Below are 17333 nucleotides of genomic sequence, written 5' to 3'. Positions count from 1 at the left end.
TAATTGATCAATTTTTTTGCTGATTCTTTGACTTGAGCTAAATAATGGGGTATTCTGTGCTCATAAAGCGAACTAGCAAAATTAATCAGAAAGACTAATACTATCCATGAATACCGATAAAATCAAAATTTTCCTTGATTTGGCGGAAAGCTTGAATTTCTCGCGGACTGCCCAAAACATGAATATTACCCAGTCGGCTGTTTCCCAGTCAATTTCTTCATTAGAGCGCTATCTAAATGTCAAGCTCTTCTACCGCAGCCGCAAAGAAGTCAATTTAACCCCGGCCGGTGAGCTCTTTTACCAGGGGATGCAGCCGGTCATCACCCAGTTCAACAAGGCCGTCACCCACGCCCGGGAAGTAGCCCAGTCGGTCAATACCATGCTCACCATCGGCTTTGCCGGGTCCGGCTATGACCGCTATGTCATTGGCGAGTTGATCCAGGAATACAGGAAGGTCAGGCCTGAGGTCAAGATCTTCTTGGAAAATTACGACCACAGGACTATGGTCGCCCGCTTAAAGCAGGGCTTTTGCGACGTAATCTTGACCAGACCCGAATCAATCGACTCCGGCGTCACCCTTACTTACGACAATCTGCTGGAAGGCCGCTTTTACGCCGTCTGCAGCAAGAGCTACGGCTATATTGGCAATTCACCTGTTACTTTGAAGGACTTGTCCAAAGAGCGCTTGATCTTCCTTGATAACAGCTGGTGCCTGCCCAAGCAGAATTCCCTGCAGAATGCTTTAAGCCGGGACCTGGCCAGCCTGGACTATGCCGTGGCCAACAACATGGCTGACTACACCCAGATGATTTCCGCTGGCCTGGGCATCGGCATCTGCGCCGACTTTGTCGTTGACCCCAGCGACGACCAGCTGGAGCTTTTCCCTTTGGAAAAAGAAGTTACTGACGAAATCGGCTTGGTCACTTTAAAGGACCGGAAATCACCGGCCGCCGACTTTATCGCCTGGGTCAAAGAGCGAGGGCTGCCGGCCACCCACCCTGTCGCAAAGTAAGGAGCTGGAAAGAAAACAATGAACACAGAACACTTGGCAATTTTTATCAACCTGGCTGAAACCTTGAGCTTCTCCGGGACAGCCATGAACATGGGGGTCTCCCAGTCGGCAGTCTCCCAGACTATTTCTTCGATGGAGCGCTATATCGGGGCCGACCTTTTCTACCGGACCAGAAAGAAGGTCTCCTTGACCCCGGTCGGCAAGGCCTTCTATGAAGACATCCGCCCTGTTCACCACAATTACGTGGAGGCTTTAAGACAGCTGGAAAGCTTAAATGCGCAATTTAAGGACAAGATCACGGTTGGCATCAGCAACTCCCCTTACGAGATCTTTGCCCTGGCCAAAAGCATTGGGGCCTACCAGGCTGCTAACCCAAAGGTCCAGTTTGAAATCGAAAGCCACAATTACCGGGACCTGGTTGGCCTTTTAAACGAAGGCGCCTTGGACATCATTTTCTTAAACCAGGACTCCTTGGGTTCTGGCGCCAAGATCAAGTTCAAGCCGCTTTTGACTGGCAAGTACTGCGCTGTTTTCCAAAAAGACTATGATTTTGCTACTCGCGGGTCGGTCAAGCACAGTGACTTGAACAGCCAAAGAGTCATCTTTTTAAATGACAATATTTGCACCCCTGGCCAGTATTCTTTGCAAAAAATCCTCTGGCAGGAGCTTCCCCACCTCAAGGTAACTTCCGCCAACTCCATCAATGCCGCCATGCTCAGCATCCGGGCGGGTCTAGGCATCGGCATCCTGCCCAACTTCCTTTTGCCTAAGCAGATCAAGGACTTAACAGTCGTTCCTCTTTCCGGCAAAAATGAAATCAGCTACGGCACGGCCATTAAAGAACACACCATGTCCGCCGCCAGCCAGGATTTCTATGACTGGCTGGAAACAGACAAATTGCCGGCTATGCACGAACTGGCTTAAATTAAAAGGCTAGAAGCAGTCTCCGCTTCTAGCCTTTTTGCATGCTATTTTAAATTTTCCTTGGCGGTCAAGGCCAGGTCCCAGGCCAGCCAGTCGCCCGTATTGTCTGAGCCCAGCCACTTGTCCAATCTGCCCAGACTGACCCCGGTCAATTTCACCCAGGCCGCCTTGGTCAAGCCCTTAGCCGCCAGACTGCCGGGCGCTACTTTCTTTAAAAAGGCCAGGTCAGCCGGGTCATAGAGGGCGCTGGCCCGCAGATTATAGGCCCGCTCTTTAACCCCCATGAAGACCAGGCTGTGAGCCAAAGCTGCCAGGGGCAGACCGGTCTGCTCGCTCCATTCTTCCAAGCTGAGACAGTGGTCAAGGGGAGTCGGCGCCAGAGGGAAAAAGTAGTTCTTCTTCCAAATTAAAGCCTGCCTTGGCACTTCCTGGCCCCGGTCAGCAAATTCCTCCTGGAGGAGCTTGATGTCCTCATCATACTGGCGGATCAGCTTGGTCTGGTAGGCCTTCAGCTTGATCAAGGTTGGCATCTCTTTTCTGGGAACTGCCGCGTTTTCGGCCGCCGTGTCGGTCAAGAGGGCCCCAAAAACGATCTGCCAGCGGCTTCTCCGCTTCTCGTCCAAAATCTGCTTTAGTTCATCCCCGCCTAACTGGGCCAAGTCCGTCATTGCCGTCCCTCTTTTCTTAAGCCAGAGCTTCCTTCAGCGGCTTAAAGCGCTTGTCGCCCGTGGAAAAATCTCTGACCAGCCACTGGAAGTCGCCTTCATACTTGCAATACAAGAAGCAGCAAGCCAGGTAATCCCCCTGCTCTTCAGTTGCCCGGTCAAAAACTTCCGTGTCCGCGTAATTTTCCAAGACCAATTGGTCTTCATGCTCGTCCCGGTAATAAGCCCTGCTGGTCGCCGCCGTCTTTCCCAGGCTCTTTAAATCGCCCAAATTGACCAGAGCCAAAACTTGCTCATAGTCCTGGTAGTTTTCCTCCAGAATCCGGCCGGCAATTTCCAAGTCCCCGTCATGGTCCAAGACCAGGCTGGAAACGGTATTGTCTTTTTCTTGTACGGCAATCATGCTTTGCGTGTCGGTCATCTTATTCTTCTTTCTAAAAAATTACTTGAAAAAGCGGTCGAAGAAACCCCGCGGCTTCTTTTCCTCGCTCTTGGCGGCTTCAGCTGCCTCCTTGGCCTGGGCCAGCTCATCCTGCAGCTGCTGAATTTTATCCGCCTGCTCCTTCTTCTCAGCTTCCGCCTGCTGCTGCTTTTCAGCCTGGGCTTCTTTTTCAGCCAAAAGCTGGGCATTTTGCTCGGTGACCTTCATCATCCGGTCCATCATTTCCGCGTTCTTCTTGAGGTATGGAGCGATATTTTCGCCCATTCTCTGCCCCTGGACTTCCGCGGCAGCTCTGGCCTTTTCCATTTCAAAGCGCTCAGCCGCGATCCCGGTCTCCTTCTCATAGCGCTCGACCAGCAAGTGGTTGCCCTGCCAGAGGTCCATGTTGGCCATCTTGACCGTCAGTCCCTGGCTGTCAAAAGTCTTGCAGATCTCAGCTGAAGCCGGCAGGTAGGCGAAGTAGCGGTTGATGTCAGCCCCCTTGTTTGGGAAGACCCGGGCCGGAATCATGCATTCCGGATTGTCCCGGGTAAAGGTGATTTCCCGCAAAGTTGCCTCATCGTGCAAAAGAATGCTCCAGTTCCGCCGGCCGAGGTCTTCAACGATATTGTAGTTCTTCATGTTGAAGTAGTACTTGGTTTCCGTGTTGACCAGGCCGTATTCTTCAACCAACTGCCAGAAGGCATGCTTGACTGGGTAGAGGAAGTCCCGCTTGAGCTGCAAGTAGTCTTCATCGTCCATTTCATCCAGCCAGCGGTCGATCTGCCGGGTCAGGTAAAGAAAGAGGGTGTTGTTCAGCCAGTGACCATGGTTGTCGGTATTGCCGTCCAGATATTCAAAAAAGTGAATGTCCGCGTCCGTCTTCTTGCGGAACTGGTTGCCCTGGCTGATCACGTAACCCCGCCGGCCAACTTCAGTCAAAAGCTCGATGTCCTTGCCCTTGCTGTTCATGCTGAAAATGGCTACCGGTTCCACCGCCAGTTTCTCGCCATGCCGGTTGCTCCGCTTTTTCAAAAAGCTCTGGGCCGCGCTGGAAGAAAAGAGGGACACTTCCGGGTCATCGATGCAGATCGGAGTGATGACCTGGTCTTCATCCATGTAGTGGTCGGTAAAGTTCCAAATATTCTTGTTGATGACCTTAGGGTTGGAGCTGTAGGCGCTGACCCGGTCCTGCTTGCTCAAGCTCTTTCCGGCCAGCAGCTTCTTTCTGACGGCTGCCGTCATCCCGAAGAGCTTGTCTTCTGAACTGGCCTGGACGATTTCCTTGGTGTTGCCGATGGTCAAGTTGGAGGCAATCTTAAGCAGAGTCGACTTGCCAGTTTCCCCCTGCCCGACCAGGCCGGCCACGATTGGGACATCTTCCACGATCCCGTTTCTTTCATCGATCGCCTGGCGGATCTTCCAGATGCTGCCGCTTTCCAGGACATACATCAAGAAGGAGAAGGCGGCCTGGGATTCATTGTCCTGCTTGCGGTCCCGGTAGAAGCGGATAATGTCAAAAATCGCTGACACATCCTGCCGGGTCGGCTTCTGGACGGCCACTGGCTCTTCTTGGTAGGAGTCAATCGCCGGCTTCTCCAAAATCGTCCCAGTTACCGGGTCTTGCAGGTAAAGCGGGCGCGGGTAGTGGGCCTTCTCATCTGGCAAAACAATGGCTTCGCCATTTTCGTTGCCCTCGCCAAAGACAATCTGGCTGAGGCGCTTGCTTAATTCCTCGTCAGCCAGGATCTTTTCGCCAGTCAAATCCTGCTTGTCAATCCCGCTCTTAAAGCGCAGAAGCTTGGCCGTCTTCTTAAAGGACACGCCTGCCTGGCTTTGGGCTAATTGCCCCAGCCGGGTTGCTTCTTTGAAGTCCTTTAAAGGCGCTGTCGCCATTTTGTCTGCCAAGCCGCTGACTTCCAGCAGGTACTGGGACCGCTTGTCTTCTTCTTGGTCCAGATAGCCTTGGTAGATCTCCTTGTTTAAAATATCACTGGCCTTGGCCATCAGCTCTTTGACCAGCTGCTGGACCATGGCCCAGTCATCCCCGGTCTTTTCCCCGCTGCTTAAGGCATAAGTCGCCCCCTGCCCCCAGTAGAAGCGGTACTTGTCTTTCCCAGTCAGCAAGAAAAAGCTGCTCTCTTTCTCTGGTAAAAACTTAACAGCCAACTTGCCGTTAAGCAGTTTTTCCTTTAAGTCCGGACAGTCGCCAGCTAAAAGCGGAAAGAGACGGGACAGTTCGCTTGCCGCGGCGAGTTCGGGAACTTCCTCATCCCCAAAAAGCAGGCAAAGGTCTGCCTGCTCAAATAACCCGGTAACTTCCCGGTCCAGCAGGGTCCAGTCAGGAGCAGCCAGGGCGGCCGTCAAAGTCCCGTATTCCTCTCCTGCTTCCTTGATGTCTTCCAGCAAGCCGTGCTGGATCAGTAACTTTCGCTGAGTATCAATAATCCTTGCCATCTGTCTTATTTCCCATTCATGACTTTTTGCCTGCCATATTGCAGACCTTTAACAAGATTATAGCACTATCCGGCCCGTTTTCGGCAGCGTTTACCCGCTTTGCTGGCAAGAATCTGCGGATTTTTGCCAAAAGAAAGCCGGGCGGGAAAAAATAGTTTATCATGAAAAGAGAAAATAGTTGAAAAGAGGAAAAATAATGACCATCTCCCAATACTTTATCCTGGGCTGGATTGGCTGCGGGATCTTCATTCTCTTTGCCTTGATCTGGCTCTTTGGCCTCATCACCAGCCAGCCGCGCCTGCGCTTTGTCTGCGACTTCTTCATGGTCGGCGCCTTGTTCATCATGCTGATCGGCTTTGGCGCCCGGCACAAGCAAATCGTAATCCAGGAGAAAAGGCAGGCAGCCATCGCCCTTAAGCAAAAGAATTACCAACAAACCGGGGAAAAGTTCCGGCAAAACAGCACTAGTATCGCCAAAAGCATTGATGAAGCTGCCTCCAGCGTAACTACTGCCTGGCAGGATGCCTTAAAGGCAAATCAGCAAAAGAAAAAGGGCAAGAGCGAGAAAACTACTGTCTCCCCGTCTAAAGCCGTCAGCCAGGCCTTTAAGGACGAAAAGAGCAAGCTGGCAGAGAGCAAGAAAAAACTGCTCAAGCAGGCCGACCTTCTGGCCTTGCTCAAGCAGTATCAGTATAAAAATGCCAAAGTCAAATATGCCAGCTACCAAGCTGTCCAAAAGACTGAACTGGCCTACTACAACGCCGTCGTCAGCATCAACGGCTTAACCCTGGCCCAATACAAAAAGCAGGTCAGCCGCGCCAAAGACAAGTATGACCAGGCCGCTAGTGAATTAAGCACGCGTTAAATCATGTCCTTGGCAAAATTCCACGATAAAAGTGGCCATCTTCTGGGCCACCTTCGGCTCTTGGGCCAAGTTTCGGCTGGCCAGGCTGATGGTATACGATGTATCTTCCGTCACTGGAACGGTGACCGCACCAGCCGCCTCATGATACTTGGACTTAGGCAAAAGGGCCACCCCTTCGCCAATGGTTACCAAGTCAACCAAGGTCCGCACGTCATCAGTTACGCTGCTGATTTGGGGATGAATGTCGTTTTTGGCAAAAACATCAGCGATGATCCCAGCCAAAGCATGTTCTTCACCAAAAGCCAGGTAGGGATAGTTCTCAATCTGCTTCAAGCTGACTGACTTCTGCTTGGCCAGTTCATGGCCAGCCGGTAAAAGCAGCTCCAGCCTTCTGTGCATCATTGGCACTAAGTCAAAGCCAGCGATCTTTTCTCCTGGCCGGGTGGTAACAATGGCCAGGTCCAGTTCCCCGCTTTGCAGCATGTCCAAAAGCTTGCCGGTCACGTCCCGCTTCAAGTTGAAATCGACCCGGTATTCCGGATTGACCTGCCGGTATTCCTTGATCACATCTGTAATGAACTGGTGGGCAACGATTTCGGCGACCCCGATTGACAGCTTTCCGCTTTCGCCCAAAGCCATCTCGGCTAATTGCCGCCGGCCTTCCTTGATCTGCTGGACTCCGGCTTCACTGTACTCTTTGAAGACCTTGCCGTAGACGGTCAAGCGGATGTTGCGGCCTTCTCTTTCAAAAAGAGGGACGCCCAGTTCCTCTTCCAGTTTCTTGACCGCGTAGCTCAAGGTTGGCTGGGAGATCCCTAATTTTTCCGCCGCCTGGGCCATATACTGGGTCTCAGCCAGCTCGTTGAAGTATTCCAAGTGTTGAAAGTTCATGTCTTTTTCCTCATCAATAAGTCTCAGCTCCTATTTTTGCTAAAATTTTAGTTTTTAGCAAGTTTTTAGCATTTTTTAAATGGATTTTTAGCAATTTTTGAACTTTTTCGCAAAAATTTCCTGCTAAAAACCTTCAACATAAGTTCGGAAACATATGATTTATAATTCCTATACCGCTTTCATTCCTCTTTCTTGAACGGAAAAGTCGCATTTAGCCAAAAAATCAGCGGTAATTATTTGAATTTCGCCGAATATTATGTCAAAATTGAGTAAGCATGATTGGCGTTGACTAATAGGAAAAAGGCGCTATAATAATCGTATTGTAAAATTAATTTTGTAAATTCATTCACTTAAAAGAGAGCATTAAGATGAAACAAGACGTACTTTACCAAATCTTGACAACTGCTGAAGACTGCCAGACGGTCAGCGATATCGCTAAGAAGCTTTTCCTTAGCCAGCCATACGTGAGCCAGGTTCTGAGCAAGGCAGAAAAGAAATACAATGTCGTTCTGCTGGAAAGAAGAACCCTGCCAATCGAACTGACCGAAGCCGGCCGGACCCTTTGCGACGGCTTGGCCAAGCTGCACAGCGACCAGATGAAGATCGAACAGGACCTGCGCCGCTTCACTGAAGAAGAACAGTCCTACATCAAGATCGGTTTCTCCCCAATCTGGGCCCCAGGCGAAAGCGGGAAGATTATCCCTGTTTTGCAGAAGCAATTTGAAACCACCCGCTTTGAACTGATCAAGACCTTCTCCATCAACTCAGCCAAGCGCTTGATCGACAACCGGATGGTTGACATATACTTAGGTCCGCTTCTGCGGGGGGAAAACCTGAAGAACTTCTTCCTCTTCCAGCCGAGGATCTTCCTGATCATCCCTGAAACCAGCAAGCTTTACCAAGAAGGCAAGCGGGATGTTCCGTTCAGCCAGCAGCTTTTGATGGACCTCAGTGAAGAAAAGATGGTTTCCTTGAGCGATGACTCCGGCTTCCAAAAGACGGTTGACCACTTGCTTGAAGACCAGAACCTATCTGTCAACAAGAGCATCAAGGTCAACGACTACGAAGTCGCCCTGCAGATGGCAGTCGGCGGTTTGGGCTGGACGGCAACTTTGGAATACATGCTGCCGGACCTGGACCCAGACCTCAAGTACAACCAGGTTGAACTGCCACGCACTTTGATCCAGTCTGACAACGGTTTGACCATCCACATGGATTCCAACGACCGGGCCAAGGAAGTTGCCCAGGTCATGACCAAGCTGATGAAGGAAGACCTGGTTAAGCGGAAGCTGATCAAGGAATAAGAGCAGAATTTTGGAAATAAACAGAAAAAAAGACGAGCCAGCCGGCTCGCCTTTTTTATTGTTATTCAACTATTTCTAACTATGCTTCTTTTTTCATTTCTCTTTTCTTATTATTCCTAGTCCTTAATTCCTGCAGCCATTCACTGTGACTGACCGCGGCATAGACTAAAATTGCTAGAGCCGTCAAAGCCGAAATTAAAAGCCCGCTTCTCAATCCCGGTGTCCGGTAGACCAAGCGGACCCGATGCTTGCCAGCCGGCATCTCAAAGCCGACAAAGGCTGTATTGGTCTTGAGGACCTTGACAGCCTTGCCGTCTACCGTGGCTGTCCAGCCGCTTGAATACGGGATGGTCGAGGTAACGATACCAGCTTTCTTGCTGGTGAAGAGCCCAGTCAGCTGGTTCTGCGCGAGTTTCAGCTGCTTGACCCCCTGCTTTTGAATCTGGTGCACTTCTTTTGTGTATTCTTGATTCAAAGGAATTGCCACAACTTTGATCTTAAAGCGATAGGTCCCCAGTTTTGAAGGCTGGAAAGTCAGGCTGCTTGGCAGGGTCTGATAAGTCCCCATGTTCATGACCGCGCTGTCGACCAGGCGGTAAAAAGAAGTCATGTCCTGGCTTCTCTGTACGATGGTCTCACTGGTCTTCTTCCCCGTCACCGTCAGCTTGTAGCTGGGATCTGGCGACCCGGCCAAAAGGTGGTAGCGCCAGTACTTGTAGCGGGTCGCCCGCTCGTTAAAGGTCTGACCAGTCAAGTCTGCCTCCTGCTTAGCCTTCTTCAGCTCCAAATCCAGCTGCTGGCTTAAAGTAAAGGGCTGGTAGGAAATCTGGCTGATTTCGACATGGAGCTCGCTTTTGCCCAGTTTCGCCTTTTCTTTATCTGACAGATGCAGCTTCAGCTTGTAGCTGACATCAGAGTCCGTATAAGTCAGTTTATTCTTGCTCAGCTTCTTGCCATTGGCAGCAAGCAGGCTGGCCTTGATAGTCTTGACCCCGATCAATTTAGCTGCTTTGAGGCCGGAGTCCTTGACCACCACTCCGCTGGCCAGAGCCCGCTCTTTTTGGCTCGCTGAGAGCTTTTGGTAGTGGCTGGGGCTAATTGCCTTATTGCTCAGCCAAAGCAGCGGAAAGGCCTCTGTCGTCTTATACAGCTGGGCCTGGTAGACAGTCTCTTGATTTTGGTCCTTTTTCTCCTCACCAGAGGCAATCAAGTCATAGGTCCCAGGCACCTTATTGCCATTTACTGAGTATTTTTGGTTAAAAATATAGCGGACGCCCAGGAAATTGTTCAAAATCGTCCGGTCATCCAGCTGGTGGAAGGGAATATTGTTGTCATACTGCAGGTTGCCCAAGTCAGTTGAAAACTGGCCCAGGTACTGGTTCTGGATTGAATAGTAAGATGACACGTTGGCCAGGCCGCTGGTCAAGTCGTTAAAGAGCTTTTTCTGGCTGACAAACTGGTTGTTTGAGACAGTGTTGACCCGGTAAAAGCCGGTCGGCAAAAGGTGATTCATGCCGCCGTAGCGGTTTTCAGCGATCTGCTCATACTCGCCCCTGGCCAGCATATTGCCCGCGAAGTTCCCGTTATAAGGCAAGGCCGCGTACAGGGCATTAAAGGCTAAATTAGCCGCTACAATAAGCAATAACGACCGCTTTAATGCCCGTCCTTCGTTGACCAGATAAACCGCTCCTAAACTAAGCAAGAGGAAAATAACTGGCAAGAAGAGCTTGTAGTCATTTTCCAAAAAGGACATGGCGACCAGGTAAGCCAGGTAGATCCCGCTGACGATGAAAATCAGCCGCATTTCCTTTTGGCTGACTGCCTGCTCGCTGACGGCCTTGACAAAGGCCATTACGCTGAAGGCAAAAGGCAGGTACAAAAGCAGGGTCCAGCGGTTTGAAGCTGACATCCCCCCGTTAAAGACTGCCCCAACTGCCGGGATCAAGAGCATGACCGCCCCTAAGACAAGTGAAGCAGCAACCGTCTTATACTTGCGCCAATTAGCGAAAAGATAAACCAGAGCCGGCAAAATGATGCTGGCCAGGCCCAGGGCTGACCAGAACATCAACTTCCAGTTGTCCCCGTCAATCAGTTCCTTGGGCAAAAGCAAGTAATAGTAAGCCGGATAAAAGGTCAAGCCGTTGGCAAACTGCGACCCGGTCCGGGTGGAGTTGATTACGCCCAAAAGTTCTGGCAAAAGCAGGCCCGCTGACAAAAGAACTGCTCCTGAACTGGCAAAAAAGAGCTTCTTAATCGTTGGCCAAAAAGGAATCTTTTTCCAATAAGCCAGGCCCCAGCGCAAAAGCAGATAGATGATTGCCCCCAGGCCCAGAACAAAGGCCAGGTAATAGTTGCTGACCAGCATCCAGACAAAGACACCGAATAAAGGCCAGGCGCTTCCTCCCTGCAAGAGCCGCTCCAGCTGGACCACGATCAAGGGAAAAAGAATAAAGGTCGTGGTAAACATTGGCTGGGCCAAGGCCGCGTAAAGCAGGTAGGCATTGACCATGTAGACCCCGCTGCCAATCAGGATTACGCCGTCTTTAAAGTCAAAATGGCGGGCAAAATAAACAAAGGCCAAGCCTACGCAGTAAAGGCGCAAAAGCAGGATCAGCTGATAGGCAAAGACCAGGTGGCTGGTCGGAAACAAGAGGGCCAGGTAGGCAAAGATGTCCCCGATCGTATAGTAAGAAAAGACCGAGAACAGGTCACTGCCCAGGCCCATGGTCCAGGACCACTCGGCCGGTCCCTGGCTTAAATGGCGCAGGAAGTTGAGCACGTATTCCCGGTACTTGACCAGCAAGGGCAGGTGCTGGTTAGCGGCGTCGGTATTCCAGATCAAACTGTGGCCCGTGAGCAAGTAAGGGCCAAAAACACAGGCCGCCAAGAAAAGAAAGAAGACTGAGTACTTCCAGTAGACAGTCCGGTCACGCTTTTTGTTAAAGCTGAATTGCAAATGTCATACCTCCAAAATGTTCAATGGTCTGTCTTTCTATTTTACCGCTTTTCTCTCCTTCCCGCTAAAAGGCTAGAAAATATTAAAAAAGAAAAATGACCAGCAATCCCTGGTCATTATCCAAAATTCTAATTTCTCAGCTGCTCGTAAAGTTCCTGCATCTCCTGGTCATCTGGCACAAGCTTCAAGTATTTTTCCAGAAGCTGCCGGACCAAATCGCCTTGGGCGCTCTCCTGGGCAAAGGAAATCATCCCCCGCAAAAAGTCAGGACTGCCTTGCAGGCTCTGGTAGGCCAAAAGGTATTCCTGCAGAGCCTGGTCATATTTTTCCATTTCCTGGTAGGACCGGGCCATGTTCCAGTGGGCCTGGGGCTCCAGGTCGCTGTCAGCCAAGGAGGTAAACAAGGCCAGGGAGTCTTCTGCCCGCCCCTGGGCCAGGTAGAGGTCGCTTAGGAGCAGCCGGAGGCTGGAGTTATCCGGGTTGACCGAAAGGCCCCGCTTCAAGAGGTCTTCAGCATCCTCTGTCTTGCCTAATTTAGCGGCTGCCTGGGCCCCGATCTGGTAAAGCTCTTCATCCAGCTCATTGTAGCCCAGGCCCGTCTGAGCGGCAAAGAGGGCTTCTTCCGGGTTATCTTCTTCCTGGTAGGCCTTGGCCAGGAAAGGATAAGCGTTGACGTAGTCAGGACTTTGTTTGATGACGTCGTCAAGGAAGGCAACCGCCTTGTCAAATTGGCCGGCTTCTTCCATGATCACCCCTGCCTGGTACTTGGCGTCGATATCCAGGAGGTCTTCCTTATGGTCATTGATAAAAGCTGCCGCTTCTTCATACCGGCCCAATTTGGCCAGGGTCTGGAAGACCCGCTGGTTGAGGTTGACTTCCCCAAACATGGTTTGTCTTTGCCGCAAGTCCTGGTAAAGAGGCAGGGCCTGGTCGTTTAAGTCGCTCATGTAGTCCAGTTCCGCCAAGCCAAAAGTAATGGCGTCTTCATCCGGAGCCAGCTTTCTTGCCTGCTCCATCTTGGCCCGGGCCGTTTCGATCAAGCCCTCGCTTTGGTAGTAGTCAGCCTGGACCAGGAGGCTTTCCAGATAGGCATCTGAATCAGCCGGTACATTGTAAAGCAGGGTCAAGCCGTCGTCCTCCGCCCCGTCATTGAGGAGGATTTCCGCCAGGTAGACCTTGAAGAGGTCTTCATCTGGAAATTCCGCGATCAAGCTGCGGTAGACTTCCTTGGCCAGATCGGTAAAGCCCAGGTCAGTCAAATTTTCCGCCAGAGACGCCAGAATCTCCGGATCATCGTTTTCCAGGGCCTGCTTTAGAAGGGCACGGCTCTCGCTGAAGCGGTGGCCTTGAATCGCGTCCAACAATTGTTCAGAATATGTCATCTTTGTCCTCACTTTCTGCTTACTATTGTACCGTAACTAGTCAGCTAAAAAAGTTTTTTGCCCAAACAAAAAACGCCAGGAAAACCCGGCGTTTCTTTATTTTAAAGCGCGTCAATTACTTAACAGCGTCCTTAAGAGCCTTACCTGGCTTAAATGCAGGAACCTTGCTTGCTGGAATTTCGATTTCAGCACCGGTTTGTGGGTTGCGGCCCTTGCGAGCTGCACGGTCACGAACTTCGAAAGTGCCGAAGCCGATCAGTTGCACCTTTTCGCCCTTAGCCAAGTCTTCTTGGATAGCTTCGAAAACTGCGTCAACAGCTTCTGAAACGTCCTTCTTAGTCAACTTAGTCTTAGCAGCTACTTCTGAAACTAATTCTGCCTTATTTGCCATGTGGAATTCACCTCCTATAAATTAGACTCGCGTCTAATCACTTCATTTCTCTTGCAGAAATGAGGGACACTGAGCGCTTGCTGCATTCAATTAATTCCCTGTTCTCTAAAATATCACAAGAACGTTGTCCCTACAAGGCTTTTAGCCTGCGGCTTAGCACTTTTTCAAGAGAATGTCACAAATTGAAAAAGAAAAGCCCGCTACTATTTACGCTTGCGCGGCAGGATCTTGATCGGAGTCCCGGTGAAGTCGAAATTCTCCCGCAGCTGGTTGATCAAGAAGCGCTGGTAGGAGAAGTGCATCAGTTCCGGATCGTTGCAGAAAACGACGAAGGTCGGCGGATTGGTCTTGACCTGGGTCATGTAGTAGACCCGGAGCCGCTTGCCCTTGACCATTGGGGCAGGCACCAAACGGCTGGCTTCCAGCAGCAGGTCGTTTAAGACGCTGGACTGGATCCGCTGGTTCTTGTTCTCGTAGACTTCCTTAACCATCTTCGGCAATTGGTCGATGTTCTTGCCGGTCTTGGCTGAGACAAAGACAATTGGGGCATAGTCCAGGTAAGAGAATTCTTCCCTGATCACCGCTTCAAAGTCCTTGCCTGATGAAGAGTCCTTCTTTGGCAGGTCCCACTTGTTAACGGCGATAATCATCCCCAGGCCCGCTTCATGGGCATAGCCGGCCACGTGCTTGTCCTGCTCTCTGATACCGGTGCTTGCGTCCAAAACCAGGATAGCCACATCTGAACGCTCCATGGCACTCATGGCCCGCATGACAGAGTACTTTTCGGTCTTTTCATAGACTTTGCCCCGCCGTCTGATCCCAGCCGTGTCAACGACCCGGAACTTGGTCCCGTCCTTGACGAATGGCGTGTCGATGGCGTCACGGGTAGTCCCTTCTTCGTTGGCCACAATCACCCGTTCCTCGCCCAAGAGGCGGTTGACGATGGATGACTTGCCCACGTTTGGCCGGCCGATCACGCTGAAGGAGATAACCCCTTCTTCTGTCTTTTCGGCATCAGCTGGGAAGTTCTTGACTACTTCGTCTAAAAGGTCACCGATCCCGGTGCCGTGCGCTCCGGAAACAGGAATCGGGTCACCTAAACCCAGACTGTAGAAGTCATAGATATCAGTCCGCTGCTCAGGGTTGTCGGCCTTGTTGACAGCCAAAAGAACTGGCTTGTCGGCCCGGTAGAGCAGGTGGGCAATCCGCTCGTCCAGGCTGGTCACGCCCTGGCTGGCGTCAGCCAGCATGACGATAACGTCAGCCTCTTCAATGGCAATTTCTGCCTGGGCCCGGATTTCTTCGTCAATCGTGCTGTCTTCCCAAGTAATGCCCCCGGTATCGATAATGCTGAACTGGTGGCCCATCCAGCTGGCCCGGGCATAGTTCCGGTCCCGGGTCACGCCTGGCCGGTCTTCCACGATCGCCACCCGCTCATTGATGATCCGGTTGAACAGGGTTGACTTGCCTACGTTTGGTTGCCCTACGATGGCAACAATTGGTAATGGCATCTTTTCACCTCTTTTGCTTTCTATTGATTCTTGTCAAACAAAAAGACCGACCAGCGGTCGGTCTTTTTAGTGCTGATTAACGGTTCTTAAGTTGGTCACCGATCATGTCACCAAGTGAGAAGCCGTTGTCGTCGTTGTTCATGTACTTGCGAGCAACTGCATCGTTGTTTGATGAACGACGTGCGCGAGGTCTGTCGTTTGATGAAGAAGCGTTCTCTGGATCAGCTTGCTTAATTGACAGGGAGATTCTTCTTTCACTTGGGTCAATGTTAAGAACCTTAACCTTGACCTTTTGACCTACAGTCAAGACATCGCTTGGCTTGTCAACGTGCTTGTTGGAAATTTCTGAAACGTGTACCAAGCCTTGGATGCCGTCAGCAACTTCAACAAAGGCACCGAAGTTGGTCAAAGACTTAACTTCGCCTTCGATTACATCACCTTCGTTCAAGCTTGAAGTTGCTTGTTCGAATGGAGATGGTTCAGTTTGCTTGATTGACAGGGAGATACGGTGACGGTCATTGTCGATGCCAATAACCTTAACCTTAACATCTTGGCCAACCTTCAAGACGTCGCTTGGCTTGTCAACGTGCTTGTATGAAATTTCGGAGATGTGTACCAAACCGTCAACGCCGCCGATATCAACGAATGCACCAAAGTTGGTCAAACGTGATACCCGGCCTTCAACTACGTCGCCGACAACCAGTTGTGAAGCAACGTTTTCAAAGGCTTGTTCGCGTTCTTCTTCGATCAATTCCTTGTGGGAAAGGATCAGACGGTTCTTAGCCGGGTCGATTTCAGTAATCTTGACCTTGATGGTCTTGCCGATGTATGGCTTAAGGTCTGAAACGAAACGGTTTGAGATCAAGCTTGCTGGCAAGAAGCCGCGGGTGCCGACATCAACGAGCAAACCACCGCGAACTGATGAAGTAACCTTACCTTCGATAGTCTTGCCTTCTTCGAAGTCCTTTTGCAGCTTGTCGTAAGCTTCGCGTTCCTTAACGCGGGTTACTGAGAAGAAAAATTCACCGTTTTCCTTGTCACCGCCTGCACGACGAACTACGTAAGCCTTGAAGGTATCACCTGGCTTAACTTCGTCACGCAAGTTGACACTACGGTCGTTGGTGAAATCACGGCGAGTGATTACACCTTCAACGCCGGCGCCTTGAACACCAACGTTAATTTGGCCATCTTCAACGCTCAAAACGTTAACGTCAACGATGTCGCCCACCTTAACTTCTTGCATTTGAGCAAGAGCATCTAAAAATTGATTGTTTTCTGACATAAATACAAAATGCCTCCCTGTTTATTCGTTCTCTATTTTACCGAAAAATAGATGAATTTGCTACTATTTTACCAGACTTTTTTTGACTTTACTTGCTGGTATTTGTTTTTTTAGCAATTTCGGCCAAGATAGCGTCAACAACCTGGTCAATCGTTAAATTAGTTGAATCGATTTCGATTGCATCCGCTGCCTTCTTCAAAGGTGAAACTTCACGGTGGGAGTCAAGGTAGTCCCGCTTGGCAATGTCAGCTTCGATTTCTTCAACCGTCTGCTTGGCCTCAATCCCCTTCTGCTGCCAGTCCAAAAGCCGTCTTTCCGCTCTGGACCGGGCACTGGCAACTAAGAAGATCTTGACTTCAGCCTTAGGCAAGACCGTGGTCCCGATATCGCGGCCATCCATGATCACGTTGGTTGACCCAGCGAGTTTTCTTTGCAGGTCAACCATCTTGCTTCTGACCCCTGGCAGGGCTGATACCTGGGAAACATTGGCCGTGATTTCCGGAGTCCGGATTTCCAAAGACACGTCTTCACCGGCTACCAGAACCTTTTGGCCCTTTTCACCTGGCTCTAAAACAATGCCATCTTCGTCGATCGCCTTTAAGATCCCGGCCTCATCCCCGTAATCCAGGCCGTGCTTGCGGGCAATAAAAGTACATGCCCGGTACATCGCGCCTGTGTCAATATAAACGAATGACAGCTTATTGGCCACAATCTTGGCCACGGTGCTCTTACCTGCTGAAGCAGGTCCATCAATTGCTACTTGCATAACATCAAAATGAAGCGACTCACATCGCTTCAATCCTTTCCAATAAATTCAGCTATTTGGCTTGCTTGATCTTCAGTTTCTGACCAACCGCCAGGGTTGAGCTGGTATCAAGACCATTCTGCTCAGCCAGCTCTTCAGCGCTTATGCCGTACTTCTGGGCGATCGCGGCCCAACTGTCGCCAGACTTGACCACGTAAGTCTTGACCTCTGGAGTAGCCTTCTTCTTGCTGGACTGTTTGGCAGCCCGCTTGGGCTTGGTCTGCTCTTTCTTAGTTTGCGGGACGGCATAATCGCTGCTTTGACTGGTAACTAGCGGCAAAACCGCCAGGGCTATCATAACCACGATCAAGAGGGCCGTCCACCACGGCGCCTGCTTGTTCTTGCGCTCTTCTCTGACCGCTTGCTGGCGGGCCAGACGTGACAAGGGCTTTTGGGCATTTTGATCCATCTAGCTTCCCCCTTTAAGCTTACATTCTACCATAAATCACCTGCCTAATCGAAAAGAA

Annotated in this window: 15 protein-coding genes; 4 read left to right on the top strand and 11 right to left on the bottom strand. The window is 50.8% G+C overall.

From position 1 onward, the window contains the following. Nucleotides 1-106 precede the first annotated feature (106 nt). Entirely contained in the window at nucleotides 107-1012 is a 906-nt protein-coding gene (locus ACYVUU_RS04275) for a LysR family transcriptional regulator (RefSeq protein WP_484500052.1), read from the top strand. Between the two features lie 18 nt (nucleotides 1013-1030). Further along, entirely contained in the window at nucleotides 1031-1936 is a 906-nt protein-coding gene (locus ACYVUU_RS04270; protein WP_484500050.1) for a LysR family transcriptional regulator, read from the top strand. 44 nt (nucleotides 1937-1980) lie between these two features. Here the strand turns inward: ACYVUU_RS04270 and ACYVUU_RS04265 are convergent, their stop codons facing one another. The 3 genes from ACYVUU_RS04265 to ACYVUU_RS04255 are packed head-to-tail and all read right to left on the bottom strand — an operon-like array spanning nucleotide 1981 to nucleotide 5479. Further along, on the bottom strand, nucleotides 1981-2604 hold the full coding sequence (locus ACYVUU_RS04265) for a hypothetical protein (RefSeq protein WP_484500048.1): 624 nt from the start codon (nucleotides 2602-2604) through the stop codon (nucleotides 1981-1983). 16 nt (nucleotides 2605-2620) lie between these two features. Further along, nucleotides 2621-3022: a hypothetical protein gene (locus ACYVUU_RS04260; RefSeq protein ID WP_439775681.1), complete on the bottom strand. Its 402-nt coding sequence runs from the start codon at nucleotides 3020-3022 to the stop codon at nucleotides 2621-2623. A 21-nt stretch (nucleotides 3023-3043) separates the two neighbouring features. Continuing rightward, nucleotides 3044-5479, bottom strand: a complete 2436-nt coding sequence (locus ACYVUU_RS04255; RefSeq protein WP_484500047.1) for a hypothetical protein — start codon at nucleotides 5477-5479, stop codon at nucleotides 3044-3046. Between the two features lie 196 nt (nucleotides 5480-5675). Here ACYVUU_RS04255 and ACYVUU_RS04250 point away from each other — a divergent pair, with 196 nt between their 5' ends. After that, nucleotides 5676-6344: a hypothetical protein gene (locus ACYVUU_RS04250; protein WP_484500046.1), complete on the top strand. Its 669-nt coding sequence runs from the start codon at nucleotides 5676-5678 to the stop codon at nucleotides 6342-6344. Here the strand turns inward: ACYVUU_RS04250 and ACYVUU_RS04245 are convergent. Next, entirely contained in the window at nucleotides 6330-7235 is a 906-nt protein-coding gene (locus tag ACYVUU_RS04245) for a LysR family transcriptional regulator (protein ID WP_484500045.1), read from the bottom strand. The two genes, ACYVUU_RS04250 and ACYVUU_RS04245, sit on opposite strands and share 15 nt — an antisense overlap. A 368-nt stretch (nucleotides 7236-7603) precedes the next feature. Here ACYVUU_RS04245 and ACYVUU_RS04240 point away from each other — a divergent pair, with 368 nt between their 5' ends. Next, entirely contained in the window at nucleotides 7604-8539 is a 936-nt protein-coding gene (locus tag ACYVUU_RS04240) for a LysR substrate-binding domain-containing protein (protein WP_484500044.1), read from the top strand. Between the two features lie 79 nt (nucleotides 8540-8618). Here ACYVUU_RS04240 and ACYVUU_RS04235 read toward each other — a convergent pair whose 3' ends face one another. From ACYVUU_RS04235 to ACYVUU_RS04205, 7 genes are all read right to left on the bottom strand, one after another. Beyond that, the gene (locus ACYVUU_RS04235) at nucleotides 8619-11495 is read right to left on the bottom strand and encodes a YfhO family protein (RefSeq protein ID WP_484500043.1); all 2877 of its coding nucleotides are present in this window, start codon (nucleotides 11493-11495) and stop codon (nucleotides 8619-8621) included. A gap of 128 nt (nucleotides 11496-11623) precedes the next feature. Beyond that, on the bottom strand, nucleotides 11624-12877 hold the full coding sequence (locus ACYVUU_RS04230; RefSeq protein ID WP_484500042.1) for a tetratricopeptide repeat protein: 1254 nt from the start codon (nucleotides 12875-12877) through the stop codon (nucleotides 11624-11626). Between the two features lie 115 nt (nucleotides 12878-12992). After that, entirely contained in the window at nucleotides 12993-13268 is a 276-nt protein-coding gene (locus ACYVUU_RS04225; RefSeq protein WP_002877566.1) for an HU family DNA-binding protein, read from the bottom strand. A gap of 203 nt (nucleotides 13269-13471) precedes the next feature. Beyond that, nucleotides 13472-14779, bottom strand: coding sequence for a ribosome biogenesis GTPase Der (der, locus tag ACYVUU_RS04220; RefSeq protein ID WP_439776032.1), 1308 nt, complete (start codon nucleotides 14777-14779; stop codon nucleotides 13472-13474). A 76-nt stretch (nucleotides 14780-14855) separates the two neighbouring features. After that, nucleotides 14856-16061 carry a 30S ribosomal protein S1 gene (rpsA, locus tag ACYVUU_RS04215; RefSeq protein ID WP_439776033.1) on the bottom strand — a complete coding sequence of 402 codons (1206 nt, stop codon included), beginning with the start codon at nucleotides 16059-16061 and terminating at the stop codon, nucleotides 14856-14858. An 88-nt stretch (nucleotides 16062-16149) separates the two neighbouring features. Then, nucleotides 16150-16827, bottom strand: a complete 678-nt coding sequence (cmk, locus tag ACYVUU_RS04210) for a (d)CMP kinase (RefSeq protein ID WP_439776034.1) — start codon at nucleotides 16825-16827, stop codon at nucleotides 16150-16152. A gap of 52 nt (nucleotides 16828-16879) precedes the next feature. After that, entirely contained in the window at nucleotides 16880-17275 is a 396-nt protein-coding gene (locus ACYVUU_RS04205) for a LysM peptidoglycan-binding domain-containing protein (protein ID WP_484500041.1), read from the bottom strand. Nucleotides 17276-17333 lie beyond the last annotated feature (58 nt).

This window comes from Lactobacillus sp. WILCCON 0058 (assembly GCF_057198005.1).
This window is presented reverse-complemented; position numbering and strand designations above follow the sequence as displayed.

Bases quoted from the DNA above. Each gene is read 5' to 3' on its own strand.
- ACYVUU_RS04275 (WP_484500052.1), top strand. From the start codon at position 107: ATGAATACCGATAAAATCAAAATTTTCCTTGATTTGGCGGAAAGCTTG.
- cmk (WP_439776034.1), bottom strand. From the start codon at position 16,827: ATGCAAGTAGCAATTGATGGACCTGCTTCAGCAGGTAAGAGCACCGTG.
- ACYVUU_RS04245 (WP_484500045.1), bottom strand. From the start codon at position 7,235: ATGAACTTTCAACACTTGGAATACTTCAACGAGCTGGCTGAGACCCAG.
- ACYVUU_RS04225 (WP_002877566.1), bottom strand. From the start codon at position 13,268: ATGGCAAATAAGGCAGAATTAGTTTCAGAAGTAGCTGCTAAGACTAAG.
- ACYVUU_RS04270 (WP_484500050.1), top strand. From the start codon at position 1,031: ATGAACACAGAACACTTGGCAATTTTTATCAACCTGGCTGAAACCTTG.
- der (WP_439776032.1), bottom strand. From the start codon at position 14,779: ATGCCATTACCAATTGTTGCCATCGTAGGGCAACCAAACGTAGGCAAG.
- ACYVUU_RS04205 (WP_484500041.1), bottom strand. From the start codon at position 17,275: ATGGATCAAAATGCCCAAAAGCCCTTGTCACGTCTGGCCCGCCAGCAA.
- ACYVUU_RS04255 (WP_484500047.1), bottom strand. From the start codon at position 5,479: ATGGCAAGGATTATTGATACTCAGCGAAAGTTACTGATCCAGCACGGC.
- ACYVUU_RS04240 (WP_484500044.1), top strand. From the start codon at position 7,604: ATGAAACAAGACGTACTTTACCAAATCTTGACAACTGCTGAAGACTGC.
- rpsA (WP_439776033.1), bottom strand. From the start codon at position 16,061: ATGTCAGAAAACAATCAATTTTTAGATGCTCTTGCTCAAATGCAAGAA.
- ACYVUU_RS04230 (WP_484500042.1), bottom strand. From the start codon at position 12,877: ATGACATATTCTGAACAATTGTTGGACGCGATTCAAGGCCACCGCTTC.
- ACYVUU_RS04260 (WP_439775681.1), bottom strand. From the start codon at position 3,022: ATGACCGACACGCAAAGCATGATTGCCGTACAAGAAAAAGACAATACC.
- ACYVUU_RS04265 (WP_484500048.1), bottom strand. From the start codon at position 2,604: ATGACGGACTTGGCCCAGTTAGGCGGGGATGAACTAAAGCAGATTTTG.
- ACYVUU_RS04250 (WP_484500046.1), top strand. From the start codon at position 5,676: ATGACCATCTCCCAATACTTTATCCTGGGCTGGATTGGCTGCGGGATC.